Origin of the sequence: Undibacterium parvum, assembly GCF_003955735.1 — a bacterium.
Lineage (GTDB): Bacteria > Pseudomonadota > Gammaproteobacteria > Burkholderiales > Burkholderiaceae_D > Undibacterium > Undibacterium parvum.
Genome location: NZ_CP034464.1, coordinates 541,179 through 556,748 on the forward strand (window position 1 = coordinate 541,179; position 15,570 = coordinate 556,748).

12 protein-coding genes are annotated in these 15,570 nt (G+C 47.2%); 5 read left to right on the plus strand and 7 right to left on the minus strand.

Going from position 1 to position 15,570, the window contains the following annotated elements; genetic code table 11:
• Positions 1-98: 98 nt before the first annotated feature.
• The gene (gene typA, locus EJN92_RS02395; protein ID WP_126126362.1) at positions 99-1,931 is read right to left on the minus strand and encodes a translational GTPase TypA; all 1,833 of its coding nucleotides are present in this window, start codon (positions 1,929-1,931) and stop codon (positions 99-101) included.
• 585 nt (positions 1,932-2,516) lie between these two features.
• Here typA and EJN92_RS02400 point away from each other — a divergent pair.
• The 5 genes from EJN92_RS02400 to htpG all read left to right on the plus strand — a co-directional run bounded on the left by EJN92_RS02400 (position 2,517) and on the right by htpG (position 10,165).
• Complete coding sequence (locus EJN92_RS02400; RefSeq protein ID WP_126126363.1) at positions 2,517-3,731, plus strand: GGDEF domain-containing response regulator; 1,215 nt, start codon at positions 2,517-2,519, stop codon at positions 3,729-3,731.
• Between the two features lie 61 nt (positions 3,732-3,792).
• The gene (locus EJN92_RS02405) at positions 3,793-4,713 is read left to right on the plus strand and encodes a transporter substrate-binding domain-containing protein (RefSeq protein WP_126126364.1); all 921 of its coding nucleotides are present in this window, start codon (positions 3,793-3,795) and stop codon (positions 4,711-4,713) included.
• 75 nt (positions 4,714-4,788) lie between these two features.
• Positions 4,789-5,697: a transglycosylase SLT domain-containing protein gene (locus tag EJN92_RS02410; protein WP_157984301.1), complete on the plus strand. Its 909-nt coding sequence runs from the start codon at positions 4,789-4,791 to the stop codon at positions 5,695-5,697.
• Between the two features lie 102 nt (positions 5,698-5,799).
• Positions 5,800-7,956 carry a sensor histidine kinase gene (locus EJN92_RS02415; RefSeq protein WP_227869671.1) on the plus strand — a complete coding sequence of 719 codons (2,157 nt, stop codon included), beginning with the start codon at positions 5,800-5,802 and terminating at the stop codon, positions 7,954-7,956.
• A 292-nt stretch (positions 7,957-8,248) separates the two neighbouring features.
• Positions 8,249-10,165: a molecular chaperone HtpG gene (gene htpG / locus EJN92_RS02420; protein ID WP_126126367.1), complete on the plus strand. Its 1,917-nt coding sequence runs from the start codon at positions 8,249-8,251 to the stop codon at positions 10,163-10,165.
• Between the two features lie 297 nt (positions 10,166-10,462).
• Here htpG and EJN92_RS02425 read toward each other — a convergent pair whose 3' ends face one another.
• From EJN92_RS02425 to EJN92_RS02450, 6 genes are all read right to left on the minus strand, one after another.
• Positions 10,463-11,068, minus strand: coding sequence for a DUF4337 domain-containing protein (locus EJN92_RS02425; protein WP_126126368.1), 606 nt, complete (start codon positions 11,066-11,068; stop codon positions 10,463-10,465).
• A gap of 104 nt (positions 11,069-11,172) precedes the next feature.
• Positions 11,173-11,598 carry an outer membrane lipoprotein gene (locus EJN92_RS02430; protein WP_407701544.1) on the minus strand — a complete coding sequence of 142 codons (426 nt, stop codon included), beginning with the start codon at positions 11,596-11,598 and terminating at the stop codon, positions 11,173-11,175.
• Between the two features lie 192 nt (positions 11,599-11,790).
• The gene (locus tag EJN92_RS02435) at positions 11,791-12,228 is read right to left on the minus strand and encodes an Mpo1 family 2-hydroxy fatty acid dioxygenase (RefSeq protein ID WP_126126370.1); all 438 of its coding nucleotides are present in this window, start codon (positions 12,226-12,228) and stop codon (positions 11,791-11,793) included.
• A gap of 128 nt (positions 12,229-12,356) precedes the next feature.
• Positions 12,357-13,259 carry an ion channel gene (locus tag EJN92_RS02440; RefSeq protein WP_170174857.1) on the minus strand — a complete coding sequence of 301 codons (903 nt, stop codon included), beginning with the start codon at positions 13,257-13,259 and terminating at the stop codon, positions 12,357-12,359.
• Positions 13,260-13,736: 477 nt separating this feature from the next.
• Positions 13,737-14,189, minus strand: a complete 453-nt coding sequence (gene ybeY / locus EJN92_RS02445; protein ID WP_126126372.1) for an rRNA maturation RNase YbeY — start codon at positions 14,187-14,189, stop codon at positions 13,737-13,739.
• Positions 14,173-15,354 (minus strand): PhoH family protein, encoded by a 1,182-nt coding sequence (locus EJN92_RS02450; RefSeq protein WP_407701545.1) that lies wholly within the window; start codon positions 15,352-15,354, stop codon positions 14,173-14,175. The genes ybeY and EJN92_RS02450 overlap by 17 nt, the downstream gene beginning before the upstream one ends.
• Positions 15,355-15,570: the final 216 nt, after the last annotated feature.

Here is a 15,570-nt window from a genome sequence, read left to right on the forward strand (position 1 = left end):
AAAACAAAAAACCCGTTTGTCACACCACATCAGTGGCGTAGCAAACGGGTTTTTTGGATATTGAGCCTTAGTGGCTAAGGCTCAATACATTTTTCCGATTAATCGCGTGATGCTTTTTTACGCTCGTGCTCTTTCAAGAAACGCTTACGCAGACGAATGCTCTTAGGCGTTACTTCAACCAGTTCATCATCATCAATAAATTCAACCGCGTATTCCAGATTCACCAGAATTGGTGGTACCAGACGTACCGCTTCATCCGTACCGGAAGAACGAACGTTGGTCAATTGCTTACCCTTAATCGGATTCACAACCAGGTCATTTTCACGGGAATGGATACCGATGATCATACCTTCATAAACTGGATCGTTATGGCTAACGAACATACGGCCGCGATCTTGCAGTTTCCAGATAGCGTAAGCAACAGCAGCGCCGTCATCTTGAGAAATCAATACACCATTACGACGACCACCGAGTTCACCTTTAGTGTTATCGACAGGACCGTATTCATCAAACACGTGGCTCATCAAGCCAGTACCGCGTGTCAATGTCATGAATTCGCCCTGAAAACCGATCAGGCCACGTGCAGGAATATGGTATTCCAGACGAACACGACCTTTACCATCCGGTTCCATGTTTTGCAGATCGCCACGACGACGACCGAGTTCTTCCATGACGCCACCTTGGTTGGACTCTTCTACGTCTACAGTCAGATTCTCAAACGGCTCATGACGTACACCGTCTACCATTTTGAAAACTACGCGTGGACGGGACACAGCCAATTCGAAACCTTCACGACGCATGTTTTCGATCAGGATAGTCAGATGCAACTCGCCGCGACCAGATACTTCGTAAGTCGAATCATCGTTCTCAGCTTGAACTACACGCAAAGCCATATTGCCTTTGAGTTCGCGATCCAAACGATCACGAATCTGACGCGTTGTCACGAATTTACCTTCGCGACCAGCCAATGGCGAATTGTTCACCATGAAGTTCATTGTCAAGGTAGGCTCATCGACCTTCAACATCGGCAAAGCATCCGGGAAATCTGGAGCGCACAGAGTAGAACCAATACCAATTTCTTCAATACCGTTAATCAGTACGATGTCACCAGCCAGCGCTTCTTCGACCAATACGCGATCCAGACCTTTGAAAGTCAAAACCTGGTTAATACGTGCCTTAGTTGGCTTATCATCTGGACCATTCATCCAAACGATGTCTTGCAAAGGCTTAACACGACCACGCAAGATACGGCCAACGCCGATCTTACCGACGTAAGAAGAATATTCCAGCGAAGTGATTTGCAATTGCAAAGGACCATCTGGATCATCTTCACGTGCAGGAACGTGTTTAAGGATCGCGTCGAACAGCGGATCCATATTGCCTTCACGTACAGTATCGACCAAGCTTGCATAGCCCTTGAAGCCTGATGCGTAGATGATAGGGAAATCTAATTGCTCATCGGTCGCGCCGAGTTTGTCGAACAATTCAAAAGTGGCGTTGACCGCTTTTTGAGGATCGGCATTTTCACGATCGACTTTATTCACAACAACGATAGGCTTCAAACCCAGAGCCAAAGCTTTACGTGTCACAAAACGCGTTTGTGGCATCGGGCCTTCTTGTGCATCAACCAGCAACAAAACGCTATCAACCATAGACAATACGCGCTCAACTTCGCCACCGAAATCGGCATGGCCTGGGGTATCGACGATGTTGATGTGCGTGCCTTTGTACTCAACAGCGCAGTTCTTCGACAGAATCGTGATGCCGCGTTCTTTTTCGATATCGTTTGAATCCATGACGCGAGCGTCAACTTGCTGATTGTCACGGAAAGTACCGGATTGGCGCAGCAATTGATCAACCAGCGTGGTTTTGCCGTGATCAACGTGGGCGATAATGGCGATGTTGCGTATAGCGCGTTTTGTAGTGGACATGATTTGTAGTTTTGCTTTGGGAATGATTCGGGTAACCCACAATTATAACATGTTGCGATGCAAAACAACTTAATGCATCTTAAATGTGGGCAGAATGGCTGATACTAGCTCGCAACTAAACATCGTATTGTCGCAAAAATAGACTACCGAACGATGACAAAAATACGGAAATTTTTAAACTTGCTAAAAGAAATAACTGAAATACCATCCTAGTTGAAAGCTAGAAAAGTGCAAGCATGCGCTCTTCCCCCGCCGTATCAAACAGTTTCTCCGCGACGCACACTTCGATTTCTCTTAGGTCAAGCCGACCCATCTTCTTTGCCCCGACCTCACAGCACTTAGCTACCGTCTGCGCCGGCACTCTTAAGCGAAGCATTTTGCGTAAGTCCACGTCACATCAGCATTATTTACCTAAAAATTGAGTCCATATGTGCATCATAGGCTTTCTTGACGTTGCAAAAAAATAAAGCGATACTTCGTAAGCAAGGTCATATTCAGCATGCTTTAAGTTTGATTAGACGAAGGTATTGTTCCTGACCATGGCGAGCACAGCTAAGGTTTATTCTCACACTGGGAGTAGAAAAAATGGCCGTTTTCAAAAAAGAATTATTAGCTTCTGCAACGCCTGCTTCCAATTTACTTCACACCATACTCTTGGTGGACGATGAGCCTGACAACCTAGATGTTCTGAGTGCGATTCTTAGTGATCGTTATCACATCCTAGTTGCCAGGGACGGACAAGAGGCATTGGAACTTGTTACCCAAATGCAGCGTCCAGAACTACTCAGCTTAGTAATCAGCGATCAACGCATGCCTCGCTTAAGCGGCGTTCAACTATGCGAGCAACTATGCGCGCTCTCTCCGGAAACTTTGCGCATCATCATTACCGGCTACATTGATGTCGATGCCATAGTAGATTCTGTCAATCGCGCAAAAATTTACCAATTCGTAATAAAACCTTTTGATCGCCACGACTTTGAGTTGACGGTGCAACGTGCTGTCGAGGCCTATGAAATGAAACGTGATCTGAATGATTATGTTTTAAATCTGGAAACCAAGGTTATCGCCCGTACACAAGAATTACAGCAACGCAATGAAGAATTACATTGCGCCTATCAACAATTAGAACGGTTTAGCATTACAGATCCCTTAACCGGTTTGCACAATCGACGCTATTTGCAAAACGTAATAGAAAAGGATCTAGCCATCGCAAGACGAGAACATCCAGCAAACCAAGCATCAAATACGAAAAACAGCGACGACCTTGTGTTTTTCTTGATTGATTGTGATCACTTCAAGATGGTAAATGACACCCACGGGCACGATGTGGGAGACCAAATGCTATGCGCCATTGCCAGCGTATTACGCCAGGTCTTTCGAGAATCGGATTATTTGATACGCTGGGGTGGCGAAGAATTTTTAGTCGTTGCTCGCTTCATCAAACGCTCACTTGCGTCCGAAATGGCTGAACGTCTGCGTCAAACCATGGCCGACATGAGACTGGTTTTGGCCAACGGAGAATATTTACAAAGAACCTGTTCCATAGGTTTTGCCGCATTCCCTTTTTTAAGTTCAGCGCCAACTGCCCTAGATTGGTCGCAAATAGTCAAATTTGCTGATTGCGCCATGTACTGCGCAAAACAAAGTGGGCGCAATACATGGGTGGGCTTAAGCGCAGGAGACGAAGTGAGCGAGGCGCCGCCTAAGCTAATGGATCACAAAGACATTCCCCACATGCTAGAAAAAGGCCAACTGCAAGTGGAGTCAAAGCACCTCGCAAGCAAACTCAACTGGATTTAACGTGCAGCGTGTTGTCGCGAGCAAAGCATTTCAAACATAAATCTCAACGTAGGAATACCCTATGAGCCTCTCGCTGCCGCTGCCCCCCCTTCATCAACAACGATTACTGCCCGCGCTGTTTTTATTTTTCACGCTTTTGATTGGCACTGTCCCCACACAGGCGCGCTCATTGGAAGACATTTACAAGAGTAAAGAGCTGCGTGTTTGCATCGCTTTCTTGTCACCCGCGCACGGCAGCACAGAGCCAGCCAATTGCCGCGAGAACTGCAAATTATCTGGACCTATCTATGAGGAGATACAAGCATTTACCAACAGTTTAGGGAGGGATGTGCGCGGAAAATTCTTACGCATCAACTGGGATGAACAATTCTTCAATAAAGTAGGCAAAACCATACGCGAAACCAGTTACACACCCGAGTTACTGGCCACTGGCCAATGCGATATTTATCCTAACAATCTCACCAAAAATGAGTGGCGATTAAAAAAAATAGATTTTGTCGTGCTTTTCCCCAGCCGCATGATGGTTATTTCAAAACAGGGCTTAGAGTCTCAAATGAGGTCGCTCTTAGATTTAGCCGGAAAAAAAGTCGCAGTAGAAAAAAATACATCGTTTCATACTTGGATACAGGAGCAGAACCGCGCCCCACTCGCGAATAATCCCATCCAGATAGAGCTAATGAGTTCGGCCGATAGCTTAGACGCAGTGGACACGGGCAAGGTAGATTTCACCTTACTAGATTCCGATATGGCCATGTGGTCAGCCCGCCATCAATTAAAAAATGCCACAGTCGCATTTCCAATAGGGATAACGGAGGAAATCGGCTGGGCGTTCCGTAAAGAAGATAAAGACTTGCAAGCTGCCGCTCAAAATTTTTTCGATCAACAAAGAAAGAATTCAGATACTGAATTAAATCGTATCTGGAAAAAATATTTTGGGCGCACGCTGAACGAATTTGTTGCGCTTATGATGTCGATGAAATAATGTCGTTTAGAGCACATACCAAATATTTTGCATAAAACTTAATATTTTTGTTTAGATGATAATTTGGAGATGATCATGAATCGAAAATATGGACCGCATTTATACAGATTCAAACATGCCTTACTACTCGCTTTATTGGGATTAATACACGCACATACGCAAGCACGCTCTTTAAGTGAAATAATCAAGAGTAAAGAATTACGCGTATGCGTAGTTGCCTATCACCCGGATTTCATCCGCGCGGAGCCGGAAAATTGCAGGGGAAATTGCAAATTTAGCGGACTTGTGTTTGAAGAGATCCAGGTTTTCAGTAAATTTTTGGGTCCGCAAATACAGGCGAAGTTTCTCAGGCTAGATTGGGACGAGCAATTTTTCAATAAGAATAGCGAGGTAGTTCGCAACGGAATCTATACTCCGGAATTATTAGCATCGGGGAAATGCGATGTTTACCCCAACAACCTAACAAGAAACGAATGGCGCTTGAAAAAATTAGACATCATCTATTTATTTCCAAGTCGCATGATGGCGATCGTGAACAAATCGAAACAAAAGGAATATAAGAATCTGCATGACTTAGCAGGAAAAATCGCAGCAGTAGACAAAGACACATCTTACCATACCTGGTTAGGAGAGCAAAACCAGACTGGATTCAAAGAAAATCCAGTAAAAATACAAATTATTTCGACACACGAAAGTTTCGTTGCGGTTGATAGCGGCAAGGTCGACTTCACTTTAGCCGACTCCGATCTAGCTATTTCAGCCACTCAGCACGAATTAAAAAACTCTAGCGTTAGCTTTCCGGTTGGCCCCACAGAGGAAATTGGTTGGGGGTTTCGCAAACAAGATAGAGATTTACAGGCTGCAGCACAGCGATTTTTCGAAGACCAGAAAGAGCGTGAAAATTCGGAATTCAATCAGTTATGGAAAAAACATTTCGGTATTAATCTCATTAAATTCATCGCCTTGGTAAAGTCGACGCCCTAATTACTTTCTATGCTGAATCTATTCAGACAGTTCCTCAAGAGTTCGATCAGGGTAAGGCTCATTGCAATGAGCTGCACTATCGTGGTCAGTGTGGTGCTGATATTGACCTCTGTCATCGCCTTAATCGCAGCGAATATTTTGCGCATGGAATCCAATCGCCAACTATTTCAGAGCTTGGAACAAAGTACGGCCTTGTTATCGAATTTCCTTGATGTTAGAGAGGGTAATGTGGGGCTTTGGTTAACGAGTCCATTGGTAGAGGCAATGTATAGCGACCCGGGACTGGCAAAAGTATTTCTACCTAGTCTGCATACCTATTTTTCTAAATTTAAAGAACAAGAACCATGGATAGAGAATATTTTATTACTCAAAGGTCGAAAAGTCCTTTACAGCTATCTCGATATCGATGAGTTTCTAAGCGAATTCAATTCCTCGGGCGACAACATGTCGAATTTGGCGGCAATGCCACCCCAAGGGGTTGCGGTCATGCACTTACATCGCTTTGACTCACAAAGGAGAAAACCGATATTGATATTCAAACGAGCGTTCAGCAAAGAAGGTATTTCACTCAATGAAGCCAATCTCGTATTGATACTTAATTTCTCCAAGATTGATGAAAAACTATTTGGCAAGATACAAATTGGAAAAAAAGGTTTCATCTCTACACTTGCCAAAGCTGAAAATGGGGAAATCGTGCTTCCGCAGCGCGTTGAAATTAACACCGAAGAGAGAAAAAACTATTTGGAACTTAGTCAACATTGGCGCAGTTTCAGCGATCTTCCCGAGCAACACAATTCTATCGTTATCCGGCAACAAGAACTCATCGGGCGCCCATTCGCCATTGTGGGCGTTGCTTCCCGTAATGATATTCGGGAACCCATTATCAATCTCATCTATTTTTCGGTAGGATTCGGTCTACTATCTTTGGCCTTAGGCATATGGGCTGCGATTTTTCTGTCGGGTCGATTAAGCGCACCAATACTCAAACTCACCGCCAAAGCCGAACAGTTGGCGCACGAGCATCTAAATTTCTCAGCCGAATCGCAAGCAACAACCAGCATGAGCCTACAAAAAACGTCGGCTTCTACAAGCAACGCAGCGCGCTTAGTATCAGAAGAAGGAGAGCATTTTTTTGATCTTGAAAGCAAAGACGAGTTGGGAAGTTTGGCGGTGAGTTTTATACGCATGCAAGCTGCTATTAAAGAAAAAATTAACTTAATTCAAACCCAAAATGAGCAGCTACAAAAAAATGATCTGATTAAAGAAGAATTAAATCAATCTTTGGAGCAACAAGTACAGAGGCGCACCACACAATTACAAGAAACACTAAAAAACCAACAAAACATCAGTAAAAAATTAGTGCAAAAAACACAGGAACTGGACTCATCCTACCGCGAACTGGAACTACGCTCGGAAGCCTTATCCGAGAGCAATCAAACTTTAGAAGTGACTTTATATAATTTGCAGTCTACGCAACAGCAATTGGCGCAACAAGAAAAAATGGCAGGTTTGGGCATCTTGACTGCAGGCATTGCTCACGAAATCAACAACCCTACCAATTTTGCCCATGTCGCGGCGCAAAATCTGCAGGTTGATATCCGGGAATTTCAACATTTCGTCGAAGAATTGGTAGAACCTGATGAGGCTGCACAAATACTGCAAGGCTTCGAACAACGCTTCAGCAAACTGTCACAGCATGTGGCAACAATGCTTAACGGCACCGAACGTATCAAAACCATAGTCAAAGATTTGCGTACATTTACCCGTCTAGGCGATTCCGATAAACGCACCATACATATTTCGGAATGTTTAAACTCAACCATAAATTTAGTGCGTACAGGGTGGCAAGATAGAGTGGAATTCACCAGCGATTTTTCCGAAGACCTCGAAATTGAGTGCTGGCCAACCTTATTGAATCAAGTTTTCATGAACATCTTGGTCAATGCTTGTCAGGCGATAGCCGAAAAACAGAAACTCTTAACAAGTGAGGTCTGCGGTCATATTCACATACATCTAAAACGCGAACTTAACCAGCTCGTTATCAGTTTTGAGGACGACGGTATTGGCATTGAAGCGCAGGCTAAAGCACATATTATGGAGCCATTTTTCACGACCAAGGAAGTCGGTTCCGGTACCGGCTTAGGACTCTCTATCGTTTATGGCATAGTCGAAAAACATGGTGGCAATTTAAGCTTTAGCAGCGAGCCAAAGATTGGCAGTTGTTTCAAGCTGCGATTGCCTTTAAGACTAGGAAATTAAGAATCAGTGATTTGTATTTTATTCACACTTCTCCATTCACGTTAAAAAATCACATCGCAAAGTAAGCTTTATCAGACACGCAATTTCCGAATCTAAGGTCACAGCGAGCATTTGCTATCCCTTGCAAACAAAATATAGGCGTCAACATTTATAGCGCTCGGCATATTATTTTGTTTCCCAGGCATCGGCGTCAAAGAAGCATCTTGAAAATTCGGCAAACACCCATACCTCGTAGCATATCTGTATTTTCAGTGTCATTTTTTCATAAAACTTTCTCCTTTTTGAGGCAAGCATGTCAGAAAAACAAACCCTAGGCTTTCAGGCTGAAGTTGCGCAATTACTGCAATTGATGATTCACTCTTTGTACTCGAACAAAGAAATTTTCCTGCGCGAACTGATCTCCAACGCTTCCGATGCGGCCGACAAACTGCGCTTTGAAGCCATCAACGATGCCAGCCTGTTTGAAGACGACTCCGATCTGAAGATCAAGGTAAGTTTTGACAAAGCCGCCCGTACCATCACGATTGCCGACAACGGCATCGGCATGACACGCGATGAAGCGATCTTGCATTTGGGTACGATTGCAAAATCCGGCACCAAAGAATTTTTCGGCAAACTCTCCGGTGACCAGCAAAAAGACGCGGCCATGATAGGCCAATTCGGCGTTGGTTTCTATTCCGGCTTTATCGTTGCCGATAAGATTACGGTCGAGTCACGCCGTGCCGGCACTACCGCCACTGAAGGCGTACGCTGGGAATCTACCGGCGCCGGTGACTTTAGCGTGGAAGCCATCGTTAAATCCGATCGCGGCACCGCCATCACGCTGCATCTGCGCGAAGGCGAAGACGATTTCCTGTCGGCCTACAAGCTTAAGAGTGTGATCCGCACTTATTCCGACCATATCTCTTTGCCTATCATGATGCAAAAAGAAGAGTGGGACGAAGAGAAAAAAGAACAGGTGTTGCGCGATGAACTGGAAACAGTCAATCAAGCCAGCGCCCTGTGGGCCCGCAACAAGAACGACATCACGCCTGAGCAATACGAAGAGTTCTACAAACACATCTCGCACGATTACACAGCACCGCTGACGCATACGCACAACCGCGTTGAAGGCCGCAGCGAATATACGCAATTACTGTACATTCCTAGTCGTGCACCGTTTGACATGTGGGACAGAAACAAACGCGGCGGCATCAAGCTGTACGTCAAGCGCGTCTTCATCATGGACGATGCCGAACAACTGATGCCAGTCTACCTGCGCTTCGTCAAAGGCATCATCGACACCAATGATTTGCCGCTGAACGTGTCACGCGAAATTTTGCAAGAGTCGCGCGACATCAAGGCGATCCGCGAGGGTTCGACCAAGCGTGTACTAGGTATGCTGGAAGAATTGGCAAATGCCGAAGGTGAAGACGATTCTAGCGCCAAGCAAGAAAAATTTGCGGGCTTCTGGAAAGAGTTTGGCCAAGTCTTAAAAGAAGGTATAGGCGAAGACGCCAGCAACAAAGACCGCATCGCCAAGCTATTGCGTTTTGCCTCTACCCATAACGACAGCGATGCGCAAAACGTCTCTCTGGCCGATTACCTGAGCCGCGTCAAAGAAGGTCAGGACAAGATTTACTACGTCACGGCCGACAGCTATATCGCTGGCAAAAACAGCCCGCACCTGGAAATTTTCCGTAAAAAAGGCGTGGAAGTGTTGCTGTTGACTGATCGCGTTGATGAATGGATGTTGTCCTTCCTGACTGAGTTTGAAGGCAAAGAGCTGGTCTCAGTTGCCAAAGGCGATCTGGATCTGGGCAAACTGGAAGACGAAGCCGAGAAAAAGCAGCACGAAGAAACCGAGACCGAGTTCAAGGATCTGGTCGAGAAGATGAAAGTAGCGTTGGCAGATAAAGCCAAGGATGTACGCGTCACTTTCCGTCTGACCGACTCGCCAGCCTGCCTGGTAGCGGACGATAACGAGCTGTCCGGCAATCTGATGCGCATGTTGAAAGCGGCAGGCCAATCAGCACCGGAATCGAAACCGATTCTGGAAGTTAACCCAGATCATCCTTTAGTCCAAAAGCTCAAGTATGAAGACAGCAAATTTGCTGACTGGTCACACATCCTATTTGATCAAGCCATGCTGGCAGAAGGTGGCTCATTGGTTGACCCAGCCGGCTTTGTGAAACGCCTCAACGAAATGCTGTTGAACGTCAAATCCTAAGCGACGGCTAAACAAAAAAAAGCCCACCGAAGTCGGTGGGCTTTTTTATTGGCTAAGCGAAAGCAGCGCTAGGCGAAAAGGAAGCGACAAAAATGGAAGCTAGAAAAACCCGCAAATCGGGATGCAGCGTAACGCACAACCCGGAGCAATACGCCAGTATTGCGAGGATCGCATCGTACAATCGACGCCGCGATGCGCCCGAGTATAGGTTTTTTAGAAGCTCCCAAAATCAAGTGCGCAGTATCCATGCGCCCTACAGCCGCTTTTCGGCCTGTGAGGCGCATGGGGATTGCGTCTTCATGAGAGCAGACGAATTAAACTATCTGGATGCACGGCCCAGCCCAGTAAGCCTGACAAGCCCATGAAGATACCGAAACCAGTCGGTATCAGAGCACCCCAATACAACCACTTTTGATGCGTTAAAGCGGTCACTGCCAACAGCGAGATTGCAATGGCAATGAGGGCATCAGATAAGTCAAACTGATCATCTTTAAAATTAGCCGCATCGTAGTCTTTTTGGTCTTGCTCGGCCTGCCCCTTTAATTCTTCCTTTTTACGGGATTGCTCAGCGGCGATTTTTTCATAGTCGGCAATCGCTGCCTGATAGGCAGTTGCCTCGGCTCCGGTGCGTGACATGGCGGCCAACTTCAGTTGCACAATGGTAGCTTTGGCGACTTCTTCGCGGATATTACGTGCCTGATAAAAAGCCCAGTGATCGAGTTTATTAGCCTGAGCCTGCTGCATGGACTGCACGATATTATCGTCCTTGACCTTACAGATACCCATAAAAGTAGCGAGGATAGCGACCGTAATCGCGACTAGCATGTTCAAACGAAAAGCGGCCCGGTCTCCAGGCTTGGCCTCCTCCAAATTTGCTACCGTTTCCAAAGGATCAATGTCCATGTGTACCTTAATTTATTAAATTTTTATCGACAAAAAAATCCCTCGCATAGCGAGGGATTTTTTAATTGTGTAAAGCCAGCTGAATCAACTTCAGTAAAAAAACCTTAATGCGTTACCCGAGTCACGCCGCCGCTATGGAGCAAACGCACTCGCTCGCCTGCACGAAACGCTTCATCGGCGTCTTGGGTAATCGCCTTCATCTCGCCATTATCGAGCCTGACGGTAATCTCCAGGCCTTTGCGATTATTTACTTTTGATTCTACGCTCTGGCCTACCATGCCACCCACCACCGCACCAACGATGCCGGCGGCGATTGCACCATTGCCTTTGCCTATACTAGAACCGGCGGCAATTCCACCCAAGGCGGCGCCGGCCATGGTGCCAACACCACTCTGACCCGGATCGATAGTCACTTCACGTACCGACTCCACCACACCCATACGGATAGTTTGCTCATTTTGCGCCTGATGCGGACGATACACGCTATTGGAAGTTGGCTGACTAGCACAAGCCGTCAAGCTAGCAATCATTGCAAGGATAAGAATTTTTTTCACGGTAAGCTCCTATTTGAGACGACTCACCAGAACACACTTCTAGTGATATCTTATTTTAACGTCTATATAGACCAATGGTTGACCGCTTTGTTCCGTAAATCGCTCAAGGATAGAAAAATACCGCGGTTGACGGCCGCATGTTCTACCGCTGGTCCAACTGCCCTCATGCTAGTAGGCAATTTTCAAGCGTCTATATAAAAACCCCAAAACAAACAGGGGCCCGATCAAAAGAAAGCGTAGGTCATCAAAAAACGAGGGTTTCTTGCCTTCTATCTTATGTCCGATAAATTGAAAAATCCAGGCGATGACGAATAGACCCAAAGCGGATGGCAATACTGCTGCGGCCGGCAACAGGTAGAGTATCGCCAGCATGGCCGCTGCCATCAGGCTCATCCCCACAGCAAAGGGCACCGAAAGCGAAAAATAATAGGCCAGTGCTAACAAGGCTGCCACTAGCGCCAGCACCGGATGCGCTGCCCACAGCAAACCCAGCACGGTCCACATAATGACGGGCACGCACACAAAATGGATTAATTCATTTACGTGATTGCGGTGGCTTTCCGCATATTGATTGAGCAATTGATCGACGGTTCTAAGCGTATCCATACTAAGTCTCCTTAAGTGTTTTTATTTGCACACAATAGCATTAGCCGCCCTTGCCGGGCACAAATGCACAGATTTTAGAGTTGCACTTCTGTTATTGCACCGCAACAAAACCACAGGCAAAAAAACACTCACCCTTCCTTAGCCTGCGGCACCGTGGTCTCCAACAATTCTGATTCATGGAAGCGGGAATAATGTATATGCTGTTGTCCCGCTGCATCGCTGCTAAAAATATCCACATAACGATGACTCCAGCGTATCAACTCGCAGGGATAATAATGGCGTGCCCGCTGCGATTGATTGGTGGTGTCATCGATCCCGTCTATACTCAAGATCAACGCCGCCCGCATCTCTTTTAGCTCCTCTACGGTGAGGCCGTATAAAGGGCTACTCTGATCAATCACATGCATCACGGTCCAGCCCAGGATAAAAATAGGATGCTGCTCGCGTTCCAGACGTAGATCATGAATTTTACGAAAATTACCGCTACCGGTTAAGTTTTCATCGCGTATCAGTCGCAGTTTGGCGCCGGCCTCACTGATAATATTCATGCGCGCATTGGCTAAGCGCACCATCAGTATGCGACGCCCGTCGACCTCGTGGCTGACCGGATGCTCGGCAAAAATGATGCTGGAGCGCGGCCGCGAAAAGCGCGCGAACATGACGCCGGTGATCAGGGCTATCCCCGACATACCGATGAAGATTTCCAGGGTTGCGATGGTATGGCCATACACGGTTTGTGGATGCATATCACCGTAACCAACGGTCGCCAGTGTCTCCACGCTAAAGAAAAAGGCACCGAGAAAATTATCCGGCATTAAATTGCCGATGGCGTTTTGCCCCAGCATGTAGAGCCCGGCAAATACCAGATTGAGCGAAACAAACAGCAGCGCAAAAAACACAAAGAACACCGGCCACGAGATCGTCATCGTGTAATAGTAAATATCCTGCCAGAACTGCGTGCGCAAGCCATAGGTGACGACGTCGCGGTCACCGATATTGACTGTGCGTTGATGCTTTTTAAAAAATGACATCGCCATATTAACTCGCTAGGATTTTAGATGTTTGAGGTATTCCTGAACAGTGTCCCTAACACTGGCAACACTGGTTCAGGATGGGTATGAACTGCATACGCAGTGTTCACAATTTCAAATCAGGCATGGCCCAGCGCGCAGTATCCATGCGCCTTACAGGCCAAGGCAGGCTGGAAACCCGCATGGATACTGCGCGCTGGCGCGGTGCCTAAAAATTCAAGAATCGCCGCGTAATTGTTCAGCTCGCTATACAAAGCCCTTCTCCCGCTTGCGGGAGAAGGGTTGGGATGAGGGTAGTTCAAATTTGCACAATATTTGATACTTCATAGCGCTAAGCGCATCAGCTATTTGAAAGCAAGCGTTGCTCAATCACCCTCACCCCGACCCTCTCCCGCCAGCGGGCGAGGGGATGTTCACAGCGGGCTGAACAGTTACGTCGCCGCCCGTATTTAAGCACCTAGACTGCCACGCCAACATTTATTCGTAAGGGTTTTCCAGACCCAGGCCAGCCAGTATCTGTATTTCCAAGGCTTCCATTTCTTCGGCTTCTTCATCTTCTTCGTGGTCGTAGCCTTGCGCGTGCAGCACACCATGCACCACCAGATGCTGGGCGTGTGCGATCACCGACTTGTTTTGCTCAGCCGCTTCCTTCTCCAACACCTCGGTACAAAAAATCAGGTCGGCTTGCGTGACTTCGGCATCACTGTCTTCGGTGTAGGCAAAGGTCAAGACATTGGTCGCATAATCCTTACCTCGATATTCGCGGTTCAGCGTGCGGCCTTCTTCGGCATCGACAAACCGCAAAGTCAACTCGGCGGGGAAGAATAAAGCCGCTTGCACCGTCTTGCGCAGCAAAGGACGAGTCAACAGTTCTTGCAGACGCGGATCAGGATATTGAACAGATAAAGTGAGTTTATTTTTTACGGCCATGATGATTTTGTAAGTGATGACTAAGCGGTGTTGCCTGTTTTAGATTGCCGATGTCGGCGCTGTGCTGATGCTGCAATTCATTAGCGTCTTCATAGGCGTCGACGATGCGTCCGACCAGCGGATGGCGCACCACGTCGATACTGGAAAACTGTGCAAAGGCGATGCCACGCACATCCTTGAGCACCTGACACGCGTCCACCAGACCGCTCTTCTGATTGCGCTGCAAATCAATCTGAGTGACGTCACCGGTGATCACCGCTTTACTGCCGAAACCTATGCGGGTTAAAAACATTTTCATTTGTTCGGGCGTGGTATTTTGCGCCTCGTCCAAAATCACAAAAGCGTGGTTCAGAGTGCGCCCGCGCATATACGCCAGCGGCGCGATCTCTATCACCTGTTTTTCGAACATTTTCTGAGTTTTATCGTAGCCCAGCAAATCGTAGAGTGCGTCATACAGGGGACGCAAATACGGATCGACCTTTTGCGCCAGATCGCCGGGCAAGAAACCCAGACGCTCGCCGGCCTCGACTGCCGGGCGCGTCAGCACGATGCGTTTGACCGCATCCCGCTCCAAAGCATCGACTGCGCAAGCCACCGCCAGATAAGTTTTACCGGTACCGGCTGGCCCTATGCCGAAGGTAATATCGTGCTCGACGATGGCGTGTAAATAATTGTTCTGATGTGGAGTGCGCCCGCGCAAATCGCTGCGACGGGTCTTTAGTACCGGGCTCTCCAACTCGAAAGTTTCAGCTTGCACAGCCTCTGTCGAGTCGTCCAAAGTAGCAAGCAGCGCCAGCGCGGCCCCATCCGACTCCAAGGCATCGAGGCTGTTTACTTTTTTGGCCCGCGTGGTTTTAGCTGCCGAAGTTGGGCTTGCTTTTTTCAGTCCAGAACTCAGCCTTTGCTCGACCAAGGCCAATTGCACTTCATCGATGCTGATGATCTTCTTGGCGATAGAATAAAAATGTTCCAGCATCGCCAAACCACGTTCGGCATTATCGCCGCTGACGATAAATTTATCGCCACGTCGAAAGATACTCAAATCGAGCGCGGCTGAAATCTGCCTGAGGTTTTCATCAAGCGGCCCGCACAAATGCGCTAGCCGCAAGTTATCCATGGGCTGCGGGCTAAAATACAGGACGGGAACAGGTGTATTTTTCAAAATATCTATTTTTCAAAATCGATCACGCATATCTGCTGCGGCTTGCAGGCCATTTTAGCCTGCCAAGCCGCATGGATATTGCGCATGCCACTTGGGGGAACTTCTAAAAACCCGTTAATCGGGATGCAGCGCAAGGCGCAAACCGGAGCAATACGTCGGTATTGCGAGGATTTGCAACGCCGCGATGCGCCCGAGTATAGGGTTTTTAGAAGTTCCCTT